The 23853-nt window shown below is 73.9% G+C and carries 20 protein-coding genes; 12 read left to right on the top strand and 8 right to left on the bottom strand.

Annotated features, from left to right (window positions below):
* Positions 1–38: 38 nt before the first annotated feature.
* The 10 genes from pcaF (at position 39) to ACIBBA_RS26915 (ending at position 15132) form a co-directional block, all read left to right on the top strand.
* Entirely contained in the window at positions 39–1244 is a 1206-nt protein-coding gene (gene pcaF / locus ACIBBA_RS26960) for a 3-oxoadipyl-CoA thiolase (protein WP_357052926.1), read from the top strand.
* Positions 1245–1349: 105 nt separating this feature from the next.
* The gene (locus ACIBBA_RS26955; protein WP_396700721.1) at positions 1350–2165 is read left to right on the top strand and encodes an SAM-dependent methyltransferase; all 816 of its coding nucleotides are present in this window, start codon (positions 1350–1352) and stop codon (positions 2163–2165) included.
* A gap of 4 nt (positions 2166–2169) precedes the next feature.
* Positions 2170–4341 (top strand): putative bifunctional diguanylate cyclase/phosphodiesterase, encoded by a 2172-nt coding sequence (locus ACIBBA_RS26950; RefSeq protein WP_396700720.1) that lies wholly within the window; start codon positions 2170–2172, stop codon positions 4339–4341.
* Positions 4338–4838 carry a DUF456 domain-containing protein gene (locus ACIBBA_RS26945; RefSeq protein WP_357052935.1) on the top strand — a complete coding sequence of 167 codons (501 nt, stop codon included), beginning with the start codon at positions 4338–4340 and terminating at the stop codon, positions 4836–4838. The genes ACIBBA_RS26950 and ACIBBA_RS26945 overlap by 4 nt, the downstream gene beginning before the upstream one ends.
* Positions 4839–5148: 310 nt before the next feature.
* A complete protein-coding gene (locus ACIBBA_RS26940) occupies positions 5149–6741 on the top strand; it encodes an amino acid permease (protein WP_396700719.1) in 1593 nt (530 codons plus the stop codon).
* An 88-nt stretch (positions 6742–6829) separates the two neighbouring features.
* A complete protein-coding gene (locus tag ACIBBA_RS26935) occupies positions 6830–8194 on the top strand; it encodes a glutamine synthetase family protein (RefSeq protein ID WP_396700718.1) in 1365 nt (454 codons plus the stop codon).
* Positions 8195–8353: 159 nt separating this feature from the next.
* Positions 8354–9700, top strand: a complete 1347-nt coding sequence (locus ACIBBA_RS26930; RefSeq protein ID WP_396700812.1) for an aldehyde dehydrogenase family protein — start codon at positions 8354–8356, stop codon at positions 9698–9700.
* Positions 9701–9703: 3 nt separating this feature from the next.
* Positions 9704–10471, top strand: coding sequence for a 3-oxoacyl-ACP reductase (locus ACIBBA_RS26925; RefSeq protein WP_396700717.1), 768 nt, complete (start codon positions 9704–9706; stop codon positions 10469–10471).
* Positions 10472–10489: 18 nt separating this feature from the next.
* A complete protein-coding gene (locus tag ACIBBA_RS26920; protein ID WP_396700716.1) occupies positions 10490–11203 on the top strand; it encodes a gamma-glutamyl-gamma-aminobutyrate hydrolase family protein in 714 nt (237 codons plus the stop codon).
* A 290-nt stretch (positions 11204–11493) separates the two neighbouring features.
* Positions 11494–15132 carry a SpoIIE family protein phosphatase gene (locus ACIBBA_RS26915; RefSeq protein WP_396700715.1) on the top strand — a complete coding sequence of 1213 codons (3639 nt, stop codon included), beginning with the start codon at positions 11494–11496 and terminating at the stop codon, positions 15130–15132.
* Between the two features lie 25 nt (positions 15133–15157).
* On the opposite strand, the gene ACIBBA_RS26910 is transcribed toward ACIBBA_RS26915, so the two are convergent.
* A complete protein-coding gene (locus ACIBBA_RS26910; protein ID WP_396700713.1) occupies positions 15158–15472 on the bottom strand; it encodes an STAS domain-containing protein in 315 nt (104 codons plus the stop codon).
* A 94-nt stretch (positions 15473–15566) separates the two neighbouring features.
* Between ACIBBA_RS26910 and map the strand changes: the two genes are divergently transcribed.
* Both map and ACIBBA_RS26900 read left to right on the top strand, forming a co-directional pair.
* Positions 15567–16424 (top strand): type I methionyl aminopeptidase, encoded by an 858-nt coding sequence (gene map / locus ACIBBA_RS26905; protein ID WP_396700712.1) that lies wholly within the window; start codon positions 15567–15569, stop codon positions 16422–16424.
* A complete protein-coding gene (locus tag ACIBBA_RS26900; protein WP_396700711.1) occupies positions 16421–17137 on the top strand; it encodes a VIT1/CCC1 transporter family protein in 717 nt (238 codons plus the stop codon). Before map ends, ACIBBA_RS26900 begins: the two co-directional genes overlap by 4 nt.
* A 9-nt stretch (positions 17138–17146) precedes the next feature.
* Here ACIBBA_RS26900 and ACIBBA_RS26895 read toward each other — a convergent pair whose 3' ends face one another.
* The 7 genes from ACIBBA_RS26895 to ACIBBA_RS26865 form a co-directional block, all read right to left on the bottom strand.
* Positions 17147–17884 (bottom strand): nucleotidyltransferase domain-containing protein, encoded by a 738-nt coding sequence (locus ACIBBA_RS26895; RefSeq protein ID WP_396700710.1) that lies wholly within the window; start codon positions 17882–17884, stop codon positions 17147–17149.
* A 116-nt stretch (positions 17885–18000) separates the two neighbouring features.
* Positions 18001–18501 carry a nitroreductase family deazaflavin-dependent oxidoreductase gene (locus ACIBBA_RS26890; RefSeq protein WP_396700709.1) on the bottom strand — a complete coding sequence of 167 codons (501 nt, stop codon included), beginning with the start codon at positions 18499–18501 and terminating at the stop codon, positions 18001–18003.
* Between the two features lie 56 nt (positions 18502–18557).
* A complete protein-coding gene (locus ACIBBA_RS26885) occupies positions 18558–21362 on the bottom strand; it encodes an FtsX-like permease family protein (protein WP_396700707.1) in 2805 nt (934 codons plus the stop codon).
* On the bottom strand, positions 21359–22093 hold the full coding sequence (locus tag ACIBBA_RS26880) for an ABC transporter ATP-binding protein (RefSeq protein WP_396700706.1): 735 nt from the start codon (positions 22091–22093) through the stop codon (positions 21359–21361). The genes ACIBBA_RS26885 and ACIBBA_RS26880 overlap by 4 nt, the downstream gene beginning before the upstream one ends.
* Complete coding sequence (locus ACIBBA_RS26875) at positions 22090–22680, bottom strand: PadR family transcriptional regulator (RefSeq protein ID WP_350869770.1); 591 nt, start codon at positions 22678–22680, stop codon at positions 22090–22092. Before ACIBBA_RS26875 ends, ACIBBA_RS26880 begins: the two co-directional genes overlap by 4 nt.
* Before the next feature lie 79 nt (positions 22681–22759).
* Complete coding sequence (locus ACIBBA_RS26870; protein ID WP_396700705.1) at positions 22760–23206, bottom strand: ferritin-like domain-containing protein; 447 nt, start codon at positions 23204–23206, stop codon at positions 22760–22762.
* On the bottom strand, positions 23203–23652 hold the full coding sequence (locus ACIBBA_RS26865; RefSeq protein WP_396700810.1) for a hypothetical protein: 450 nt from the start codon (positions 23650–23652) through the stop codon (positions 23203–23205). Before ACIBBA_RS26865 ends, ACIBBA_RS26870 begins: the two co-directional genes overlap by 4 nt.
* Positions 23653–23853: the final 201 nt, after the last annotated feature.

The following is a 23853-nucleotide window of genomic DNA, read 5'->3' as shown; positions in this document are numbered from 1 at the left end:
GCGCCCGCCCCGCCCTTCCCACCCCCGAAGGACTCGCGATGACCGTGGCATACCTGGTGGCCGGTGTCCGCACCCCGATCGGCCGGTACGCCGGCGCGTTGGCCGGCGTCCGCCCCGACGACCTGGCCGCGCACGTGATCCGGGAGCTGGTAGCCCGCCACCCTTCGGTGGACTGGGCGCGGGTGGACGACGTGCTTCTCGGCTGCGCCAACCAGGCCGGCGAGGACAACCGCAACGTGGCCCGGATGGCCGCGCTGCTCGGCGGGCTGCCCGAGCAGGTGCCCGGCAGCACCATCAACCGGCTCTGCGGCTCCGGCCTGGACGCCCTCGCCACCGCGGCCCGCGCCGTCGTCGCCGGCGAGGCCGAGCTGGTCGTCGCCGGCGGCGTGGAGAGCATGAGCCGGGCGCCCTTCGTCATGCCGAAGGCGACCTCGGCGTACTCCCGGTCGGCCGAGGTCTACGACACCACGATCGGCTGGCGGCTGGTGAACCCGCTGATGAAGGCCGGGTGGGGCGTCGACTCGATGCCGGAGACGGCGGAGAACGTCGCCGCCGAGTACGGCGTCGACCGGGTCGCGCAGGACGAGTTCGCCCTCCGTTCGCAGCAGCGGGCGGCCAAGGCGCAGGCCGACGGCCGGTTCGCCGAGGAGATCGTTGCGGTGACCGTGCCGGAGGGGCGCCGCGGCACCCGCCTGGTGGAGGTCGACGAGCACCCGCGGGAGACCTCGCTGGAGAAGCTCGCCGCGCTGCCCACCCCGTTCCGCGCCGGCGGCACGGTGACCGCCGGCAACTCCTCGGGTGTGAACGACGGCGCGGTCGCGCTGCTGGTCGCCTCCGAGGCGGCGGTCGCCCGCTACCACCTCACCCCGCTGGCCCGGATCGCCGGCGCGGCGGCCGCCGGGGTGCCGCCGCGGATCATGGGCGTCGGTCCGGTGCCGGCCACCCGCAAGCTGCTGGACCGGCTCGGCGTCGGCCTGGACGCGGTGGACGTGATCGAGTTGAACGAGGCGTTCGCCGCCCAGTCGGTCGCCGTGCTGCGCGAGCTCGGCCTGCCAGAGGACGCCGAGCACGTCAACCCGAACGGCGGGGCGATCGCCCTCGGCCATCCGCTCGGCGCCAGCGGCGCCCGACTGGCGCTGACCGCCGCGCTGGAGCTGCGCCGTCGGGGCGGGCGGCGGGCGTTGGCCACCATGTGCATCGGGGTGGGGCAAGGGATCTCCCTAATGCTGGAGTCCGCGGCCTAGAGTGTTCAACACCACACCCTCAGCGGGTCGACTGGTGGGCCGACGCGTGCCCCCGCGCGTGCCGACACCGGCTGCGTCCCGCCTCTCGGCGACGAACTGGGGAGCTTGCAGATGCCGGACGGACTGCCGACCGAGATCGACCTGACCAGGCCGAGTGCCGCCCGGGTCTACGACTACTTCCTGGGCGGGGCGCACAACTTCGAGATCGACCGGCAGCTCGCCGAGCAGATCGCCCGGATGACGCCGAACCTCGCCGCCACCATGCGTGCCGGCCGCGAGTTCCTGCGCCGGGCCGTCCGCGCGCTGCTCGACGCCGGCATCGACCAGTTCCTCGACATCGGCTCGGGCATCCCGACCGTGGGCAACGTGCACGAGGTGGCCCAGGGCGCGAACCCGAAGGCCCGGGTGGTCTACGTGGACATCGACCCGGTGGCCGTCGCGCACAGCCGGGAGCTGCTCGCCGGCAACGACCTGACCACGGTGGTCCACGCCGACCTGCGCGAACCGGAGCGGATCCTCGACGAGGCGCGCGGCCTGCTCGACTTCGGCCGCCCGGTCGGCATCCTGCTCGCCGGCGTGGTGCACTTCGTTCCGGACGCCGACCGGCCCGGGGAGATCCTGGCCACCCTGCGGGCCGCCGCCGTCCCGGGCAGCTACCTGGTGATCTCCCACTCCACCTTCGAGGACCAGCCGCAGGAGATGCTCGACGCGCAGCGGCTCTCGGCGCGTACCGACACCGAGATCAGCCTGCGCTCGCGGGCCGAGATCACTGGGTTCTTCGGCGACTGGACGCTCCTGGAGCCGGGGCTGGTGCACATGCCGCTCTGGCGGCCCGACTCTCCGTCCGACGTGGACGAGCACCCGGAACGGTTCGGCGCGTTCGGTGGCGTCGCCCGCTACGACCAGCCCGCCGCCGGCTGATCGCATGGCCGCCGTCGCGGACTCCGCCGGCGACGAGGTCAGCCGGGCCGGCGCCCAGGGGTACGCCGCCGAGTGGGCCCGCGCGGTTCGCCGCCTCGGTTTCGTGCCGCTCAGCGCCGCCGAGACCGAGCGGCTGCTGCTCGTGCACACCGTGCGGCTGGCGCAGGCGCTGCGGGCCGAGCCGTTCTCCGGCCAGCCCGCGGAGGACGTCGGGCGGGCGCTGGTCGAGGCGCACCTGGCCGAGCCCCGGATGTTGGAGTGGTCGGTGCGCGCCCTCGGCGAGGAGTTTCTCGACCGTGCGGTGCCCGCCGGGGCGTACCCCGGGAACGCGCGGCAGCGGATCGTGGCCCTGCAGGCCGGTCTCTCCGCCGGCTTCGCCCGGGCGTTGCGGGACCGCACCTTCAGCCAGCAGGAGCGGATCGCCCGCTCGGCCTGGCAGGCGCGCGACGAGGTGGAGCAGGCCCTGCGGGACAGCGAGGCGCGGTTCCGGGCGGTCTTCACCGGCGCCGCGATCGGCATCGGCATCGCCGGGATCGACGGGCAGATCATCGACGTCAACCAGTCGTTCGCTGACATGCTCGGCTACTCGATCGAGGAGCTGCACGGGACCGATGTGGCCGCCCTCTTCCACGTCGAGGACGCCGCCGGCATGTGGGAGCTCTACCAGGAGATGATCGAGGGCAAGCAGGACCTGGTCCGGGTGGAGAAGCGCTACCAGCGCAAGGACGGCAGCATGCTCTGGACCGACCTCGCGGTGTCGCTGATCCGGCACGACGACGGCCGGCCGCGGTTCACCGTCGCCATGATCGAGGACATCACCGAGCGGTACGCGCTCCAGCAGCGGCTGCGCTTCCAGGCGCTGCACGACCCGCTCACCGGCCTGCCCAACCGGACGCTCTTCTTCGAGACGCTGGGCCGGATCTTCGAGACCGCGGCTCCCGGCCGGCGGCTCGGGATCTGCTTCCTCGACCTGGACGGCTTCAAGGCGATCAACGACAGCCTCGGGCACGACCTCGGTGACCGGCTGCTCGTCATGATCGCCCGGCGGCTCGCCGACTGCGTCGCCGACCAGGGCCACCTGGTGGCCCGGATGGGCGGCGACGAGTTCGTCATCCTGGTCGACGGTGGCGACGGGCTCGACGACGCGGTCGCCGTCGCGGAGGCGGCGCTGGCCGCGGTCTCCGCCCCGGTGCACGTCGGCGACCAGCAGCTCGCCGTCTCGGCGAGCGTGGGCATCGTCGACGGCCCGGTCGGCGGGACCAGCGCGTCGGAGTTGATGAAGGCCGCGGACACCACCCTCTACTGGGCCAAGGCGGAGGGGCGCGGCCGGTGGGCGGTCTACGACCCGGAGCGCAGCGCCCGGGACATCGCCCGCTCGTCGCTGGCCGCCGGCCTGCCGGCCGCGCTCGACCGGGGCGAGTTCGTGTTGCGGTACCAGCCGATCGTGTCGCTGCTGGAGGGGCGGATGCTGGCGGTCGAGGCGCTGGTCCGCTGGCAGCACCCGGAGCTGGGGCTGCTCGGCCCGGACCGGTTCATCGGGCTGGCCGAGGAGACCGGACTGATCGTCCGGCTCGGCGAGTGGGTGCTCCGGCAGGCCTGCCGGGACGCCGAGGAGTGGCGACGCCGCTTCCCGGAGGCCCGGCTGGTGGTGAGCGTGAACCTGGCCGCGCGGCAGGCCGAGGATCCGGCCATCGTGGCGACCGTCTCGGACGCGCTGAGCACCAGCGGGCTCCCAGCCGAGCTGTTGCAGTTGGAGCTGACCGAGAGCGCGGTGATGGGCACCGCCGGGGAGCCGCTGCGCTCGTTGCACCGGTTGGGGGCGCTCGGTGTGCGGCTGGCGATCGACGACTTCGGCACCGGCTACTCGAACCTGGCGTACCTGCGACGGCTGCCGATCCACTGCCTGAAACTGGCCGGCCCCTTCGTCGAGGGCATCCGCGGTGACGGCCCGGAGGCGACGGCCGACCACCGGGACGAGCGGATCGTGGACGCGCTGGTCCGGCTGGCGCACGCGCTGGAGCTGTGGGTCACGGCCGAGGCGGTGGAGACCGGCGTGCAGGCCGAACGGCTGCGGGCGCTGCGCTGCGACACCGGGCAGGGACGCTTCTTCGGCAGCCCGATGCCGGCCGACCGGATCGCGGCCCGGCTCGCCCGGACGCAAGGGGGATCTGAATGAGCGCGACGGACACCGAGGCCCTCGTCGCGGTGGTTGCCGCCCTGGCGATCCTGGCCGGGCTGGCCGGCGTGGTGGTACCCGGGCTGCCGGCGCTTCCGCTCTGCTGGGGTGGGGTGCTGGTCTGGGCGCTCTTCGGTGGCGCCGGGGCGGGCCGGTGGGCGGTGCTCGCCGCCGCGACGCTCGTCGCGCTCGGCGGCACGGTGGTGAAGTACCTCTGGCCGGGGCGGAACCTGAAACGCACCGGAGTGCCGACGCGATCCCTGCTGGCCGGGGGCGTGCTGGGGCTGATCGGCTTCTTCGTCATCCCGGTCATCGGCCTGGTCATCGGCTTCGTCGGCGGGGTCTGGGCGGCCGAGCGGCTGCGGCTCGGGGACAACCGCCTCGCCTGGCCCGCCACCGTCCAGGCACTGAAGGCGGCCGGGCTGTCGATGCTCGTGGAGTTCGCCGCCGGCCTGGTGATCGCGGCGCTCTGGGTGGCCGGGCTGCTGCTCGTCTGAGCGTCGCGGGCGGGGTGCGGGGCGACGGCGCGGGGCACCCGTTCGGTAGCTACGGCGGATCACGCCGTACTTGTGAGAGAGAGGTGGGCACCCCGCGCCGACGTGGGCCGGGCGTTGCCGAGCGCCCGGCCGGGGCCCGTCGCGATCGGGCCTGGTCACGAGGTCAAGGATGCGGCCGGCGCAGGCATAACGGCAACGGAATTAGTCCGGTCCGGCGGTGAGATTCCCACCAGGGATCTATTGACCGACTTGATCGGCGGGACGAGACTTTTGCCCACTCGCACCGGGGATCACCTCGAGGAGGTGTGCAGTGGCCACGACGCCCGCGCCGACCGCCGAGCAACCGATGGACGACGACGCCCGACGGCTCGCCGAACTCGGCTACAAGCAGGAGCTGCGCCGCAAGTGGAGCGGCTTCTCCAACTTCGCCATCTCGTTCTCTATCATCTCGATCCTGGCCGGCTGCTTCACCACCTTCGGCCAGGCGTGGAACAACGGCGGCCCGGTCGCGATCTCCTGGGGCTGGCCGCTGATCTCGCTCTTCATCCTGATCATCGGCTTCTGCATGGCCGAGCTGGTGTCGGCGTACCCGACCGCCGGCGGCATCTACTGGTGGGCGGCGAAGATGGGCCGGCCGGTGCACGGCTGGTTCACCGGCTGGCTCAACCTGATCGGTCTGGTCGCGGTCACCGCGTCGGTCGACTACGGCTGCGCCACCTTCCTCAATCTCACCCTCTCGGCGCTCTTCGACGGGTGGGAGGGGACGCTACGCCAGGCCTTCCTGCTCTTCGTGATCATCCTCGCCCTGCACGGGCTGATCAACGTGTTCGGTCACCGGATCATCGACGTACTCCAGAACGTCTCGGTCTGGTGGCACGTGGCCGGCGCGACCGCCGTGGTGGCCATCCTGGTCTTCGTCCCGGACAACCACCAGAGCTTCCAGTTCGTCTTCACCGAGCGGTTCAACAACTCCGGCTTCGCCGATGGCGGCACCGGCGGGCTGACCTTCTGGTTCTACGTGCTGCCGCTGGGCTTCCTGCTCACCCAGTACACGATCACCGGGTTCGACGCCTGCGCGCACGTCTCCGAGGAGACCCGCGGGGCGTCGCAGGCCGCCGCCCGCGGCCTCTGGCAGTCGATTTTCTATTCCGCGATCGGTGGCTGGATCCTGCTGCTGGCGTTCCTGTTCGCGGCCACCGACGTCGAGGCGATCAACGCCGCCGGAGGCTTCTCCGGCGCGATCTTCGAATCCGCGCTGACCCCGGTCTTCTTCAAGACGGTCATCATCATCTCCACCATCGGCCAGTTCTTCTGCGGGATGAGCTGCGTGACCTCGATGAGCCGGATGGCGTACGCGTTCAGCCGGGACCGGGCGGTGCCGGGCTGGCGGCTCTGGTCCAAGGTGGACCGCAACGGCACCCCGGCCAACGCGATCATCGGCGCCACCGTGGCCGGTCTGGTGCTCACCCTGCCCGCGCTCTACGAGAGCGCCGACGGCATCCCGATCGCCTTCTACGCGGTGGTCTCCGTCGCGGTGATCGGGCTGTACCTGTCCTTCCTCATCCCGATCGCGCTGCGACTGCGGATGGGCGACCGGTTCATCCCCGGACCGTGGACCCTCGGGCGCCGGTACAAACTGCTCGGCTGGATCGCGGTGATCGAGATCGCGATCATCTCGATCTACTTCGTGCTGCCGATCGTGCCCGCCGGAGTGCCCGGTAACCCCGACTTCACCTGGTCGGCGGTGAATTACGCGCCGCTCGCGGTGGGCGGGCTGCTGCTGGTGGTCGCCGTCTGGTGGTACGCCTCGGCCCGGAAGTGGTTCACCGGCCCCCGCCGTACGGTCGACGTGCCCGGGCCCCGGACCGCCCCCGACGGCGCACCGGTCGACGAGCCGGCATGACCCCGCCGCCCGGGTTTCCCGGGCGGCGGGTTCCGGGCATTGACGGTGATCCGGTTTGCCAGTAGACCTTGGTGATGGAGGCCCGCCGATGAGGAAAGCTCCGCTCACGCTGGAAGAGTTGCGGGTCGCCATCGGCGGCGGCGAGATCGACACGGTGGTGCTGGCCCTGGTCGACATGCAGGGCCGGTTGCAGGGCAAGCGGTTCCACGCGCCGTTCTTTCTCGACCAGGTGGTGGCGCACGGCAGCGAGGGGTGCAACTACCTGCTCGCGGTCGACGTCGACATGAACACCGTCGACGGGTACGCGATGTCGAGCTGGGAGCGGGGCTACGGCGACTTCGCGATGAAGCCCGACCTGAGCACGCTGCGCCGGGTGCCCTGGCAGCCGGGCACCGCGATGCTCCTGGCCGACCTGGAGTGGCTGGACGGCTCCGGCCCGGTGGTCGCCTCGCCCCGGCAGATCCTCCGCCGCCAGCTCGACCGGCTGGCCGGGCACGGGCTGCGGGCGTACGCCGGCACCGAGCTGGAGTTCGTGCTGTTCCGCGACTCGTACGAGGATGCCTGGCGGCGCGGCTACCGGGAGCTGACCCCGGCGAACCAGTACAACGTGGACTACTCGCTGCTCGGTACCGCGCGGGTGGAGCCGCTGCTGCGCCGGATCCGCACCGAGATGGCCGGCGCTGGACTGACCCCGGAGAGCGCCAAGGGGGAGTGCAACCTCGGCCAGCACGAGATCGCCTTCCGCTACGACGAGGCGGTGGCCTGCGCCGACCACCACGTCATCTACAAGAACGGAGCCAAGGAGATCGCCGCCCAGGAGGGCATGGCGATCACCTTCATGGCCAAGCCCAACGCCCGGGAGGGCAATTCCTGCCACATCCACTTCTCGCTGCGCGGCGCCGACGGCCGCTCGGCAATGCTCGGCGACGGCCCCGCGCACCTGTCGGTGACCGGGCAACGGGTGCTGGCCGGGCTGCTCGCCACGATGCGTGAGTTCAGCCTCCTCTTCGCCCCGAACATCAACTCCTACAAGCGCTACCAGCCGGGATCGTTCGCGCCGACCGCGCTGCGCTGGGGCACCGACAACCGCACGTGCGCCCTGCGGCTGGTCGGCCACGGGCAGGGCATGCGGGTCGAGAACCGGGTGCCGGGGGCCGACGTCAACCCGTACCTGGCGGTCGCAGCGCTGGTCGCCGGCGCGGTGCACGGCATCGAGCGGGAGCTGGAACTCGGCGAGGAGTGCACCGGCAACGCCTACGACGACCCGGATGCCGAGCGGGTCCCCGGCACGCTGCGCGACGCCCTGGCCCTCTGGGAATCCTCCACGGTGGCCGCCGAGGCGTTCGGCGCCGAGGTCGTCGCCCACTACGCCAACCAGGCGAAGGTCGAGCTGTCGGCCTTCGACGCCGCGGTCACCGACTGGGAGCTCGTCCGTGGCTTCGAACGCCTCTAACCCCGCCCAGCACCCGGGCCGCCCCGCGGCCGGCCGCGTCGATGCCCCCGCCGACCGCGTCGATCATGCAGTCGTGGTGGGCGATCGGTGGTATTGCGTGGCATTTGTGAGGCACCACAACTGCATGATCGACGGGGTGAGGTGGGGCTTGTGACGAGCGTGGTCAACCCGGCCAGCGGGGAGGTGGTCGCGGAGGTCGCGGGCACCTCTCTCGCCGAGACGGATGCGGCGATCGGGCGGGCGGCCGTCGCCTACGAGCGGTGGCGGGGCGTGGCACCGGGGGAGCGGGCGCGGCTGCTGCGCCGGTTAGCGGCCGTGGTGGACGCACACCAGGAGGAACTGGCGCAGCTGGAGGTGCGCAACTCCGGGCACACCGTCGGCAACGCCCGCTGGGAGGCCGGCAACGTCCGGGACGTGCTCGACTACTACGCCGGGGCGCCGGAGCGGCTCACCGGCCGGCAGATCCCGGTGCCCGGTGGGCTGGACGTCACCTTTCACGAGCCGCTCGGCGTGGTCGGGGTGATCGTGCCCTGGAACTTCCCGATGCCGATCGCCGCCTGGGGCTTCGCCCCCGCGCTCGCCGCCGGCAACACCGTGGTGCTGAAGCCGGCCGAGCTGACCCCGCTCACCGCGCTGCGGCTGGCCGAACTGGGCCGCGAGGCCGGCCTGCCCGACGACGTGTTCACCGTGCTGCCCGGTGAGGGCCGGGTGGTCGGCGAACGCTTCGTCACCCACCCGGCGGTCCGCAAGATCTGCTTCACCGGGTCCACCGAGGTCGGCACCCGGATCATGGCCGGCGCCGCCGAACAGGTGAAGCGGGTGACGCTGGAGCTGGGCGGCAAGAGCGCCAACCTGGTCTTCGCCGACGCCGACCTGGCGAAGGCGGCGGCCACCGCGCCGTACGCGGTCTTCGACAACGCCGGCCAGGACTGCTGCGCCCGGTCCCGGATCCTGGTCCAGCGCTCGGCGTACGACCGGTTCCTGGAGCTGCTCGAACCGGCGGTGCGCGCGTTGCGGGTGGAGGACCCGGCCCGGGAGACCGCCGAGATGGGCCCGCTCATCTCGGCGGGCCAGCGGGACCGGGTGGCCGGTTACGTCGACGGGGCGAAGGTCGCCTTCACCGGCACCCGCCCCGACGGCCCCGGCTTCTGGTACGCCCCGACGGTGCTGCTCGCCGACTCCCCGGCGGACCGGCACTGGCGGGAGGAGATCTTCGGCCCGGTGGTCTCGGTGCTCCCGTTCGACGACGAGGCCGACGCGATCCGGCTCGCCAACGACACCGAGTACGGCCTCTCCGGTTCGATCTGGACGCGCGACGTCGGGCGGGCCATCCGGGTGGCCCGGGCCGTCGAGTCCGGCAACCTCAGCGTCAACTCGCACTCCTCGGTGCGCTACTCGACCCCGTTCGGTGGCATGAAGCGCTCCGGGCTCGGCCGTGAGCTGGGTCCGGACGCGCTGCACGCCTTCACCGACGTCAAGAACGTGTTCATCGCGACGGAGGAGTGAACAGTGCAGGGTCGGTTGCAGGACCGGGTGGCCGTGGTCACCGGAGCGGGCAGCGGGATCGGGTTGGCCACCGTGCGGCGGTTCGCCGCGGAGGGGGCCCGGGTGGTCTGCGTGGACATCGACGCGGAGGCGGGCAAGCGGGCTGCGGACGAGGTGGGCGGCGAGTTCGTCGCCACCGACGTCGCGGACGAGACGGCCGTCCGGGACCTCTTCGACGGGGTGGCCGAGCGGCACGGCCGGGTGGACGTGGCGTTCAACAACGCCGGCATCTCCCCGCCGGAGGATGACTCGATCCTGGAGACCGGGCTCGACGCGTGGGAACGGGTGCTGCGGGTCAACACCACGAGCGTCTACCTCTGCTGCAAGTACGTGATTCCGCACATGCGCCGGCAGGGCAAGGGCTCGATCATCAACACCGCCTCCTTCGTGGCGCTGATGGGGGCGGCCACCTCGCAGATCGCCTACACCGCGAGCAAGGGTGGGGTGCTGGCGATGACCCGGGAGCTGGGGGTGCAGTTCGCCCGGGAGGGGATCCGGGTGAACGCGCTCTGCCCCGGCCCGGTCGCCACCCCGCTGCTGCTGGAACTCTTCGCCGCCGACCCGGAGCGGGCCGCCCGCCGGCTGGTGCACGTACCGATGGGCCGGTTCGGGAGCCCGGCGGAGATCGCCGCCGCGGTGGCGTTCCTGGCCAGCGACGACGCGTCCTTCATGACCGCCGCCCAGTTCGTGGTGGACGGCGGCATCACCGGCGCCTACGTCACGCCCCTCTGAGTGCGTGGGAGTGAGCCGGTGACCCGGCCGCTGATCGGGGTCAGCGCCTACGTCGAGCCGGCTGGCTGGGCGGTCTGGCGTGACGTGCCCGCGGTGCTGGTGCCCGAGGCGTACGTGCGGGCGGTGACCGCGGCCGGCGGCCGGGCCGTGGTGCTGCCCCCGGACGACCGCGACGCGGACGTGCTGCGGGTGCTGGACGGGCTCATCCTGGCCGGCGGCGCCGACGTGGACCCGGCCCGGTACGGCCAGCTCCCGGCCCCGCGCACCGAGAGCCGGCCGGATCGGGACGCCGGCGAGTTGACCCTGCTCACCGCCGCGCTCGACCTCGGGCTGCCGGTGCTCGGGATCTGCAGGGGCATGCAGTTGCTCGCCGTCGCCTACGGCGGCGGCCTGCACCAGCACCTGCCGGAGGTGGTCGGGCATGACGGGCACCGCCCGGCGCCCGGTGTCTACGGCACGCATCCGGTCCGGTTCGCCCCGGGCAGCCTGGCCGGGGCCGTGATGGCCGGGGTGGACCGGGTCAACTCGTACCACCACCAGGGGGTGGCCGATCCGGGGCGGCTCACCGTCACCGGTTGGGCCGACGACGGGGTCGTCGAGGCGGTGGAGGACCCGGACCGGCCGTTCGTGCTGGGTGTGCAGTGGCACCCGGAGAACGAGGCGGATCCGCGGCCGGTCGCCGCGTTGGTCCGGGCGGGCCGGGACCGGGCCCTCGGGCGCCTGCGGGGCTGACCGCCGGCCAGGCCCGGTGTAGCCGATGTCACATTTCCGCCAGGCCCGCGCTGGCGCTCGCCGTCCCACCGGTCAGCCACGCTCCTCAATGGGCCTGCCGGCGCGGGCTGCCGGCGGGCCGGGCCCGGACCGGCCGGCAATCGCCTCGCCGTCGCGACTCGGCGGGCACGGAGGCAAACAGCGCTCCCGCCGCGCCATGCGTTACGTTGCCGTTCCGCTGGGGTACATGGCGGAGCACGGCGGATGGAGATCATCGGCTGACGGGTGGATTGGCCGGAGCGGGAGGCTGCATGAGTTCGCCGCTGGGGGGCGCGGACCGGGGGCAACGCCCGGCCGGCGGTGAGCTGCCCCCGCCGCTGGCCGCGGCCTTTGCGACCGGTGGCGAGATGGGGCGCCGCCTCGGTGCCCTCGACTGGTCCCGCACCGCGCTGGGCGCGCCGCACGGCTGGCCGCCCGCCCTCTCCGGGGCCGTCGGCATGATGCTCGCCTCCAGCGCCCAGATCGTCATGTTCTGGGGCGAGGAGCAGCTCGCCTTCTACAACGACGCCTACCGCCCGACGATCGGCAGCAAGCACCCGGAGGTGCTGGGCCAACCGGCCCGGACGTACTGGGCGGAGACCTGGGACGTGCTCGCCCCGCTGCTGGACGGCGTACGGCGCAGCGGTCGCTCGTACCGGGGCGAGGACCACCAGTTCCTGATCGACCGGCACGGCTTCCTCGAGGAGACCTACTTCGACGTCTCTTACGACCCGATCCGCGGCGGCGACGGGTCGGTCGCCGGCGTCTTCTGCATCGTGAACGAGACCACCGGGCGGGTGGTCGGGGAGCGCCGGCTGCGGGCGTTGGCCGAGCTCGGCACCGAACTGGCCGACGTCGGCTCCGGCGCCGAGCTGGGCCGGACGATCGCCGAGGTGCTCGACCGGTACCGGGCCGACGTGCCCTTCGCGCAGATCTGGCTCCGTGTTGACGCCGACCGGTTCACCCTGGCCGGGTGCAGCGGCGTGGAGCCCGCGGCGGTCACGGCCCGGGCCGATCTGCTCGCCTCGGTCGCCGGCGACGGGCCCGCCCTGGTGGGGGTGGCCGAGGTGCTCGATTCGGTGCCGGCCGGGGCGGGCGACAAGGCGCTGGTGCTGCCGATCACCGCGACCAACGAGACCGTCGGTGCGCTCGTGGTGGGCGTGGGTCGCCGGTTGCCGCTCACCGACGAGTACCGCACCTTCCTGGACCTGGTCGCCAGCCAGGTCAGCCGCGCGGTGGGCAAGCAGCGGGCGTACGAGCAGGAACGCGCGCGAGCCGCCGAACTGGCCGCCCTGGACCGCGCCAAGACCAACTTCTTCGCCAATGTCAGCCACGAGTTCCGCACCCCGCTCACCCTGGTGCTCGGCCCGCTGGAGGATCTGCTCGCCGATCCCACTCTGCCGGCCGGCCACATCGACCGGCTCACCGTGATGCACCGCAACGCGCTGCGCCTGCTGAAGCTGGTCAACACGGTGCTCGACTTCTCCCGGCTGGAGTCCGGCCGGCTGGCTGCCCGCTACGAGCCCACCGACCTGGCCGACTACACCTCCCGCCTGGCCAGCACCTTCCGCTCGGCGATCGAACGGGCCGGGTTACGGCTGCAGGTCGACTGCCCTCCGCTGCCCGCGCCCGTCTTCGTGGACCGCGACATGTGGGAGAAGGTCGTCCTCAATCTGGTGTCGAACGCGGTCAAGTTCACCTTCCACGGCGAGATCCGGGTCCGGGTCCGGGCGGTCGACGGCGCGGCCCGGGTGGAGGTCGAAGACACCGGCGTGGGCATCGCGCCGGAGCAGCTGCCGCACGTCTTCGAGCGGTTCCACCGGGTGCCCGGTGCGCGTTCCCGTACCCACGAGGGGACCGGGATCGGCCTGGCGCTGGTGCGCGAGCTGACCGAGATGCACGGCGGCGAGGTCACGGTGACCAGCCGCGTCGACGAGGGCAGCACCTTCACGGTGACCGTCCCTTTCGGCTCCGCGCACCTGCCGCCGGAGCGGGTGGCCGACACCGGGCTGACCCCCGCCGAGCCGAGGCAGGCCCGCCTGCACGTCATGGAGAGCGCGCTCTGGGCCGGCCAGGAAGAGCCGACGCGCCCCGCGGGCGCCGCCCCGGCGGGGCGGATCCTGGTCGCCGACGACAACGCCGACCTGCGGGAACACGTCACCCGGCTGCTCTCGCCGAGCTGGGACGTGGTCACCGCGAGCGACGGCGCGCAGGCGCTACGGCTCGCCGGTGAGGGCGACTTCGACCTGGTGCTCACGGACGTGATGATGCCCCGGCTGGACGGGTTCGGGCTGGTCACCGCGCTGCGGGCGGACCCGCGCACCCGGTACGTGCCGATCGTGCTGCTCTCCGCCCGGGCCGGATCGGCCGAGGCGGTGGCCGGCCTGTCGGTCGGTGCGGACGACTACCTGACCAAGCCCTTCTCCGGACAGGAGCTGATCGCCCGGGTGCGGGCCAACGTCGAGCTCGGGCAGTTGCGCGGCCAGCTGATCCGCGGACTCCGGGCGCTGGCCGACGCGGCGGTGGCGGTGAACACCGCCCGCTCCACCACGGACGTCCTCCAGGTCGCCGCCCGGCACGCGCTCAGCCTCGCCGAGGCCGTCCGGGTGGTGATCAACGCCAACGGTGCCCGCGCCGAGGCCGACGCCGGGGGCAGCACCGCCCCGGATCCCTCGTTCGCGCTGGCGCTCACCGGCACCGGCGGCGACGCCCTGGGCGAGCTGAGGGTGTGGCGTCCGGACGGGGACGGCGCGGAGACCGACGAGGCGGCGTTGACCCAGCTCGCCCGGCTGGTCGGGGCGCGGCTGGAGAACGCCCAGCTCTACGAGGCCGAGCACCGCATCGCCAACACGTTGCAGCACAGCCTGCTGCCCCGGTCGCTGCCGCAGTTGCCGGGCGCGGTGGTGGCCAGCCGCTACCTGCCGGGCAGCGCCGACGTCGAGGTCGGCGGCGACTGGTACGACGTGGTCGCGCTCAACGACCAGGAGATGGTGCTGGTCATCGGTGACGTGGTCGGCAAGGGAGTGCAGGCCGCCGCGGCGATGGGCCAGCTGCGCAACGCGCTGCGGGCGTACCTGCTGGAGGGGTTCGACCCGGGCGAGTCGCTGACCCGGCTGAACCGGCTCGTCGGCTCGACCGAGCACCGGCCCCTCGCCACCGTGGTCTGCCTGCTGTTCCAGCCCCGCACCGGGCGGCTGCGGTACGCCAGTGCCGGCCATCCGTCCCCGCTGGTCATCCGCGCGGGTGAGGCGGTGCTCCTGCACGACCGCGCGCTGGGTCCGCCGGTCGGCGCCCTGCCGGACACGTCGTACCGGACGGTGGCGGGCGAGCTGGCCCCCGGCAGCCGGCTGCTGCTCTACACCGACGGGCTGATCGAGGACCGGCAGGTCGGCATCGACGCGGCGTTGGCGCAGCTGCGGGCGGACGCGGCCAGCCCGGTCGAGCACGTCGTGGACCTGGTCGACGCCGTGGTGGCGCGGGTCGCCGGACGGCCCCGACGCGACGACGTGGCGGTGCTCGCGCTGGAGGCCGCCGAGCTCAACCGGTTCGCGCTGCGGCTGCCGACCGACCCGACCCGACTCAGCGTGCTGCGCAAGCGGCTGGAGGAATTCCTGGTCGCGCACGGCGTCGGCGAGACGGACCTCTTCGACCTGACCGTGGCGATCTCGGAGGCCGCCGCCAACGCCATCGAGCACCCGGTCACCCCCGCCGAGGCGACGATCAGCGTCGAGGTGACGATCGAGGACGGGACGGTGGTGGCCAGGGTGCGCGACAGCGGACAGTGGCGGGAGTCGACCGGGTCCGGATTCCGGGGGCGCGGGCTCTCGCTGATCCGCGCGCTGGGGGAACTCTCGGTCAGCCGTACCCCGAGCGGCACGGAGGTGACGCTGCGCCGGAGGCTGCAGAGCTGAGCCGCCGCCCGGCGGGCGTCGCGGCTCAGACCGGGCGGAGCCAGGGCTGCTCGCCGAGGCCTGCGATCTCCAGCACCCGGCGGACCTGCCGGGACGGCAGCACGGTGAGCGTGCCCGGGAACTGCCGGGCCAGCTGGACCACGGCGTGGATCGCGGCCGAGTCGAAGAAGGTCACCGCCCGCAGGTCGAGCGTGACCCGCGCCGCGCGCTCGCGGAGCGCGGTCTGGCGCATGGTGTCGGCGGTCGACATGTCGACCTCTCCCGCCACCACCACCTGGAGGTGATCGCCGTCGATCTCCGCGGTGGCGGAGAAGACGGGCGGCGCTGCCCCTTGATCCACGCAGACACAGTGGCACAGCGGGCCAGGTGGGGCAACAACCCTCCGGAGCGGGCCGTGGCGGGGCTCACCCCCGGCACGACGATAGGCTTGGTCCATGACCGTCCGTTCGCCGCTGACCCCAGGCACGCTCTCCCCGTGGCGACCGGTGCCTGCCGACATTCCTCGCCCCGAGTACGTGGGCAAGAAGGGCCCGCAGGAGTGGCGGGGGTCGCACGTCCAGACCCCGGAGACCATCGAGAAGATGCGGATCGCCAGCCGGCTGGCCGCCCAGGCGACCCAGCTCGCCGGGGAGCACTGCAAGCCGGGCGTCACCACCGACGAGATCGACCGGGTGGTGCACGAGTTCCTCTGCGACCACGGCGCCTATCCGTCGACGCTGGGCTACCGGGGCTTCCCGAAGTCCTGCTGCACCAGCCTCAACGAGGTCATCTGCCACGGCATCCCGGACTCCACCGTGCTCGCCGACGGCGACATCATCAACGTCGACGTCACCGCGTACATCAACGGTGTGCACGGCGACACCGACGCCACGTTCTGCGTCGGCGAGGTCAGTGACGAGGCCCGGCTGCTGGTCGAGCGGACCCACGAGGCGATGATGCGGGGCATCCGGGCGGTCGTCCCGGGTCGGCAGATCAACGTGATCGGCCGGGTCATCGAGTCGTACGCCAAGCGCTTCGGTTACGGCGTGGTCCGGGACTTCACCGGCCACGGCATTGGCGAGTCCTTCCACAGCGGGCTCTACGTGCCGCACTACGACAGCCCCCGGCCGACCGACGTGATGGAACCGGGCATGACCTTCACCATCGAGCCGATGATCACGCTGGGCACCTACCAGTACGACATGTGGGACGACGGCTGGACCGTCGTCACGAAGGACCGCAAGTGGACCGCGCAGTTCGAGCACACGATCCTGGTGACCGAGGACGGCCACGAGATCCTGACCCTGCCGTGACCGAAACGCCGGCCGCGCTGCGCGAGGCCCACCACGCCGACGTGTCCGGCGGGTGGCTGCGACCGGCCGTGTTCGGGGCGATGGACGGCCTGGTCACCAACATCGCGCTGATCGCCGGTGTCGGCGGTGGTGGCGTGTCGCCGCGCAGCATCGTGCTCACCGGCACGGCCGGCCTGGTCGCCGGGGCCATCTCGATGGGGCTGGGCGAGTACACCAGCGTCCGGTCCGCCAACGAGCAGGTCGCCGCCGAGGTGGCCAAGGAGCGCCGGGAGCTGGAGCGGCACCCCGAGGCGGAGGCCCGCGAGCTGGCCGAGGCCTGGGTGGCCCGGGGGCTGCCCCGGGATCTCGCCGTGCAGGTGGCCGAGGCGGTCCGGCGCAACCCGGAGGAGGCGCTGCGGGTGCACGTCCGGGAGGAGTTGGGCGTCGACCCCGACGACCAGCCGAGCCCGTGGGCCGCCGCGATCTCGTCGTTCCTCTTCTTCTCGGTCGGCGCGCTGGTGCCGCTGCTGAGCTACCTGATCGGCTTCACCAGCCTCGGGCTGGCGCTCGGGGTGGGCGGGCTCGGCCTCTTCGCCGCCGGCGCGGTGGTGGCCCGGTTCACCAACCGGCGGTGGTGGTCCAGCGGGCTGCGACAACTGCTGCTGGGGGCGGCCGCCGCCGCGGCGACCTACCTGGTCGGCGCGTTGATCGGCGTCCAGGGCGGCCTCGGCTGAGCTGGCCGGTCAACCGGTGAGCAGGTCGTCGACGCTGCCGTCGACGGGCTGGCCACGGGCGGCCAGCTCCGCCGACTGACCGGCCAGCACCGCACCCACCTCGGTCATGTCGGCGCCGGCCAGGCCGGTGCGGCGGACCGCGTCGCCCGGATCCCGGAAGTAGGTGCGGCTGAGCAGGCCGTTCACCGTGGCCGCGGCCAGCCGCGCCTCACCGAGCATGAGCAGCGCCTGGTCCGTCTCGTACCACTCGGCGAGCCGGGCGGCCCGGGCGTGCGCCGCGTACCCCCGGTACCAGGCCTGCCGGGCCGCGGCGCTGAACTCGGCCGGGCGGGCGCGGGCCAGTCGCCCGAGGTGTTCGTCGCGCAGGGTCCGCAGCCAGCCGGTCGGGTCGTGCAGCGGGCAGGTGGTGACGTACCGGTCCGCGGTCAGCGGCCAGAGCGGAGAGATCACCCGGGCCTGCCGGAGGTAGTCGTCGGCGCCGGCCACGGTCAGGTCGACCAGCACACCGTCGACCCGCCGGGTGGCCGGGGCCGGGCCGGCGTTCGGCCGGTAGGTCACCACCAGCAGCCCGATCTCGCGGTCGCCACCGCCGTCGTCGTCGCCGTGGGCCAGCGGCCCGTGCACCGCGAGGGCGAGCACGTCGGCCGGGAACCGCCGCTGGGCCGCCTCCGCCACCCGCTCGGCCACCGTCCACCGGGGATCGGCCAGGTGCCGGTCGAACCCGGCGTCCCCGCTGCTCGCGCTCACGCCGACCACCCCTGCCTCGCGACTGCGCGGACACCTTCACGGTGTCCGCTGCCCGCTCTCAGGACACCGCCGGCCGGCCCCGGTCGTGCGCACCGGTCGCCCCGCCGCGCACCACCCTAGCCATGGCCGTCCGCCCCGGCCGGCGCGCCGCGCCCGACCGGGGCCAGCCGGAAGATGCGGATCTCCCGCCCTCCCGCCCGGCTCACGTACGTCCGGTACGCCGGCCACTCGGTCACCAGCAACTGCCAGAGCCGGTCCCGTTCGGCGCCGGTGGCCACGTCGGCCCGGACCGGGATCTGGCGGCCGCGCACGGTCACCTCGGCCTCCGGTCGGGCGAGCAGGTTCATCGACCAGCCAGGCTGGTGCGGCTGGCCCCAGTTCGAACCGATCACCACATAGGCGTCGCCGTCCCGCACGTAGAGCAGGGGATTGCTGCGCGGTTTGCCGGAGCGGCGTCCGGTGGTGGTGATGATGAGGGACGGGATCAGCCCGAGGGCCACCACCCGACCCCGGGTGAGTCGCCCGACCACCCGGTCGGCCGGGACGAGCAGACGGGCGGCGGCGCCGAACCAGCGGTGGTGGCCGAGGCGGCGGGTGAGGGCTCCGAGCGCGGGCACGGGGACAGTGTGCCGGCTCGGCGTTCCCGGCGGCACCCCCGAGTGTCGGACGTGGTCTAGTCCAGCCGCCGCTCGACGGGCAGCCGGGAGCGGGTGAACAGGGCCGCGCCGAGCATCGCCACCAGCGGCACCATCACCAGGATGCCGAGCGCCGACCAGGGCATCACTAGCGGATACGGGTCGCTGATCGGCCAGGTGCCGGCGTACTGCCGGTTCATCGAGAACAGGATGATGCCGGCGGTGCCGAGACCGGCCACGATGCCGAGCAGCGAGCCGAGTCCGGCGATCACGCCGGCCTGGCAGAGCGAGAGCAGCCGCCGTACCGTCGGGCTGGCGCCGACCGCGGCCAGAGTGGAGAGATCGGCGCGACCCTCCGCGGCGGCGAGCCCGGTGGCGATCCCGGCGGCGCCCACGGTGATCAGCCCGGCCGCCGCCGCGAGCAGGAGCAGCAGCGGCTCGTTCGCACCCGGCTGGTGGCCCTTCTCCACCTCGATGACGTACGAGCCGTACGGGCGCAGCGCGGCGGTGAACCGGTCGAGCTGGCGCTGGTCGGGCCGGGCCGGCGTGGCGACCGCCCAGCCGCTGGTGGACCACGTCAGTCCCAGCTGCGCGGCTGCGGTCCGGGAGAGCAGCAGCCGGTCGGGGCCGACGGTGTCGCGCAGCGCGTACCCGGGCAGCAGGCTGAGCGTGCGCGCAGGCGGGCCCGCCTCGTCGCCCCGTTCGACCGCGACCGCCACCCGGCCGTCGCGCAGGTAGCTCGGGTCGGTCACCACCGCGCCTCCGGCGCGCAGCACGGCGGCGGCCGCCGCCGCCTCGGCCGGCGCCGCGCCGGTGAGGATCGGGATCGCCGTGCCGTCGTCCACCAGCACCGGCAGGTACGGCCCGAAGTAGTTTTCGGACCGGAAATCGCAGCGCGGGTCGGCGCGGGCCTGCCGCTGGTCCGCGGCGGTGAGCCCGTCGCCCAGCTGCCAGGGGCAGATCCGTTCGGGCGGCAGCACCGGGGTGACCGCGCACAGGTCGGTGGGGCCTCGCCCCGGGTCGCAGCGGACCTCGTCGAGCGGTGCCACCCCCTCCGCGCCCAGCTGTGCCCGGGCCACCTCGGCGACCTGGGCGTGCCGCACCGGTGGCTGCTCCGGCCCGGTGCCGGTGACCAGTACGTGCCCGATCGGCATGCTCGGCTGGTAGGTGGCGGCGTCGCGGGCCGTGTCACTGGCCAGGAAGGTGCCGAGGGCGACGCTGCCGGCCACCGCGGCCATCACCGCGGAGATGGCCGGCGCGGCCGACGCCCGGTTGCGGCTGGCGTCGCGCAGCGCGATCCGGGGTGCCAGGGGCAGTGCCCGGCCGAGCCGGGCGAGCAGCCCGATCAGCGTGGGAATGCAGAAGACCAGTCCCAGCTCGCCGAGGATCAGCCCGGTGAGGATGACCGGTGGCGTGCTCCCGGCGGCGCCGAACGCGGCGAGCGCCGCGCCGCCGGCCGTGAGGGCCAGCCCGAGCACCAACCACCGCCCCCGGTGCCGGGGCGCGGTCCGCCGCCCGGCCAGCCCGGCGACCACGTCCTGCCGGGCGGCCGTCCAGGCCGGGGCCAGCGCGGCGAGCACCCCGGCCAGCACCGCGACCCCGGCGATCACCGCGAGCGCGGCCGGCCAGCACCGGTAGCCGCCGAAGCGGGCGCCGAAGACGTACTCCTCGACCAGCGGGCGGGCGGCGAACGCGGCACCGACCCCGAGCGCCAGGCCGGCGCCGGCACCGAGGCAACCCAGCACCACCCCGTCGGCCAGCACCACCCGGCGCAGCTGGGCGGCGTCGCCGCCGGCCACGGCGACCAGGGCAAGGTCCCGGCGCCGCCGTCGTACGCCGACCGCGAAGGCCGGCCCGACCAGCAGCACCACCTCGAGCAGGCCGAGCCCGCCGACCAGCACGCCGGTGCTCAGGTCGGCGGGGTCGGCCAGTCCGCGCCGCTCCGGCCAGTACCCGGGGCCGGCGGTCACCGGAGTCCGTGCGGTCACCACCATGCCCCGCTCGTTGAGCCGGTGGACCAGGCCGGCGTCCACCTCCCCGGGCAGGTCGACCAGCCAGGTGGTCTCCGCCTCGGGATCGGTGCGTTGTCCGGCGGTGGGGTGCAGGGCGAGCAGCGGACCCAGCTCGTCCGGGAACTCGACCGTCCCGACCACCCGGTACGACCGGGAGCCGTCGGCGTTGCTGATCTGGTCGCCGACCCGGGCGTCGAGGCGGCGCAGGGCGGCCGGGCTCGCCGCGATCTCGCCCGGGGCGGCCGGCACCCGACCGTCGTGCAGGCGCACGGTGCTGCGGGCGAGCGGGTCGGTGAGGTCGAGGGTGCGCCCCTGCACCGTCTGGTCACGGTCGCCGATCCGGAACGTGACCGGCGTCCAGAGGCGTACCTGTGTGGCCCGGCTGCCCGGCCCGAGCAGCGCGGTCACCTGCTCGGCGGTGGCCGCGCGGCCGAGCGTCGGGTACTCGGCGTCGCGGGAGTGCCAGGCCTCGCCCCACTGGTCCTGGACGACCGGCCGGTCGCCCATCCAGCGCAGTGACGCGTCGGCGATCCCGAGCTGCCGGTCGACCCGCTCCTGAGGGGTCAGCTGTCCCATGTCGTAGCTGGCCGCGAGGAACGCCAGCACCAGCACCGGCAAAGTGATCATGGAGAGCACCAGCGCGGTCCGGCCCCGGGCCCGGCGCGCCTCCCGCCGGGCGATGCGCAGGGCCGCCCGCCAGGAGCCGACCAGCTCGGCCGCCCGCCGCCGGCCGAACGGTGCGCCGCTTCCCGGTGCGCCCGGCTGCCGGTCGCCCGGCGCTGGTCGGGCGCCGACCCGCAGCCGGGTCCGTACGCTGGCGCGGACGCTCACCGCCCGCTACCGCTGAGCAGTTGCTCGACGCTGCCGAGCGGCGCCGTCGTGTCGACCAGCACCCCGTCCCGCAGGAAGATCACCCGGTCCGCCCAGCCGGCGTGCCGCGCCTCGTGGGTGACGAGCAGCCCGGCCGCGCCGGCGTCGACCCGGCGGCGCAACAGGTGCAGCACGGCCTCTCCGGTCTGCGAGTCCAGGGCCCCGGTCGGCTCGTCGGCCAGCACGAGCCGCCGCTCGCCGACCAGGGCGCGGGCGATCGCCACCCGCTGCTGCTGGCCGCCGGAGAGCTGGTCCGGGAAGCGGTCGCCCAACTCGGGCAGGCCCACCTCGGCGAGCGCGGCCAGGGCCAGCTTGCGGGCCCGGCGTACCCCGGTGCCGTCGAGTTCCAGCGGCAGCGCGACGTTCTCCACCGCGCTCAGGCTGCCCAGCAGATTGAGGTCCTGGAAGATGTAGCCGACCCGGCGTCGGCGCAGCTGGGCCAGGCCGCGGCGGTCCAGCTGCGCCAGCGGCTGCCCCTCGACGCGCACCTCGCCGGCGGTGGGGCTGTCCAGGCCGCCGGCGAGCGTCAGCAGGGTGGACTTGCCGGAGCCGGACGGGCCCATCACGGCCACCAGTTCGCCGGCCCGGACGGTCAGGCTCACCCCGCGCAGGGCGTGCACGGCGGCCGCGTCGGCCCCGTGGGTGCGGTGGACGTCACGCAGTTCGAGCACGGCGACGTCCGGTCCGCTCACCGCCGTGCCTCCTCGTCGACCGGGTGCACCGCCTGAGCCGGCGGTGCGGTCGCCTGCCGGCCGGGGTCGGGCGGGCGGTACCGCACCAGACTGGTCTCGCAGTGGTCCAACCAGCGCACCTCGGCCTCGGCCTGGAACACCATCGCGTCGAGCACCAGCCGCCAGGGCAGGTCCTCCGGCCGGTCGCTGGCGTACTTCAACCGGGTCAACTCCTGCAGCGCCCGCATGGTCGCGCTGCGCTGCGTCTGCACCACCGACCGCACGTCGACGCCGGGGGTGGTGAGCGCCAGCGCCAGCTTGATCGCCAGCTCGTCGCGCGGCCGGTCGGTACGGCTGACCGGGGTGGCGAACCAGAGCGCCAGGTCGGCCCGCCCGGCGTCGGTGATCTCGTACGGGCGCTGGCCGGCCTCGCTCTCCGGCAGCGGGCGCACCAGCCCGTCCCGCTCCAGGCGGGAGAGCGTGGTGTAGACCTGCCCGATGTTCAGCGGCCAGGTCGACCCGGTCGACTCCTCGAACGCGGCCCGCAGCTGGTAGCCGTACATCTTGCCGCGTTCGAGCAGGGCGAGCAGCCCGTGACGGATGGACATGGCCCGGAGTATGCATACCTGGTATGCGACCCGCAAGCTGGGCGGGGGTCGTCGGCGACGTCCACCCGGCGGAGACCGGTCAGGTGGGTCGGCCGGGGAAGGGAACGGTCAGCGGGGTGAGCCCGGCGGCTCGCCGCCACCGGGTGGCCCGCACCGCGTAGTCGAGCAGGGCGTCCAGCGCCTGGTCCCGGTCGGCGCCGGTGGTGGCGGCCAGCGCCGCCCGCCAGTGCGCCGCCGTGCGCTCCTCGACCTCGACCGCCAGCCGCAGCGCACTCGCCCGGTCGGTGACCGGGAACGGCAGGGCGTACCCGGCCTGGTCCGGCGGCACCGTCCCGCCCGTGGTGCTGAGCTGCACCACCAGCGCGTCGCGGCGACGCCGGTGCGCGGCCTCGGACTGCCGGGCGACGGTGCGGACGGCGCCGGAGAGCCGGATCCCGATCGGGCCGTAGGCGTAGATCGCCGCGTACTCGGCGGTCAGCGCCGCGCCGAGCGCCTCGGCGGTGCTGACCGCTGCGCGCGCTGTCACTTCAGTGCCTCCAGGTGGGTGGCCCGGGCGGCCGCGACCGAGCCGAGCAGGGCGGCCCGCTCCGCGGGTGCCGCGGCGCAGGCCGTCACGGCGGCGTCCCGGCCGGCCCGTTCCCGCTGCACCAGGGCGGCGAGCGCGGTGTCCGGGTCGGCCGACGGCGGGCCGCTCGGTGCCGCGACGGCCGACGGGAGCGGCACCCCGATGACCCGGGCCAGCTCGGCGGCGTGCGCCTGGTGCGCCTCGGCGATCGGGGTGAGCCGGTCGGCCAGGTCCGGGTGGGTCCCGGCGGCCTCCCGGTAGCTCGCGGCGAGCGTGAGCGCCTCGTCGAGCAGTGGTCGCAGGGGATCGGCGGCCGGGTTCGGCCCGCCGTCCCGGTCGAAAAGATCACAGCCGGTCAGCGGCATCGCCGCGCCACCGAGGGCCAGCACGGCCCCGGCGCGCAGCAGTCGTCGCCGGGAATGCCCGGATGTCCCGTTGCGCTGTGCAGTCATGCCCGTTGCCACCGGACAAGTCAACACCATGTCCGGTCGTGCCCGGGTCATCGGCGTCGGTGCGCCGCCCGGCCGGGTGGCCGCCAGGCGCGTTACGCTCTGCGCAGCCACCGGCGCGTCCGCACCGGTGGCGTGCCGGCATTGGGCGGGACGACC

It is taken from the genome of Micromonospora sp. NPDC051006 (assembly GCF_044456245.1).
Taxonomy (GTDB): domain Bacteria; phylum Actinomycetota; class Actinomycetes; order Mycobacteriales; family Micromonosporaceae; genus Micromonospora.
The sequence above is the reverse complement of the archived record's forward strand: the minus strand, read 5'-3'. Positions and strand labels throughout refer to the sequence as shown.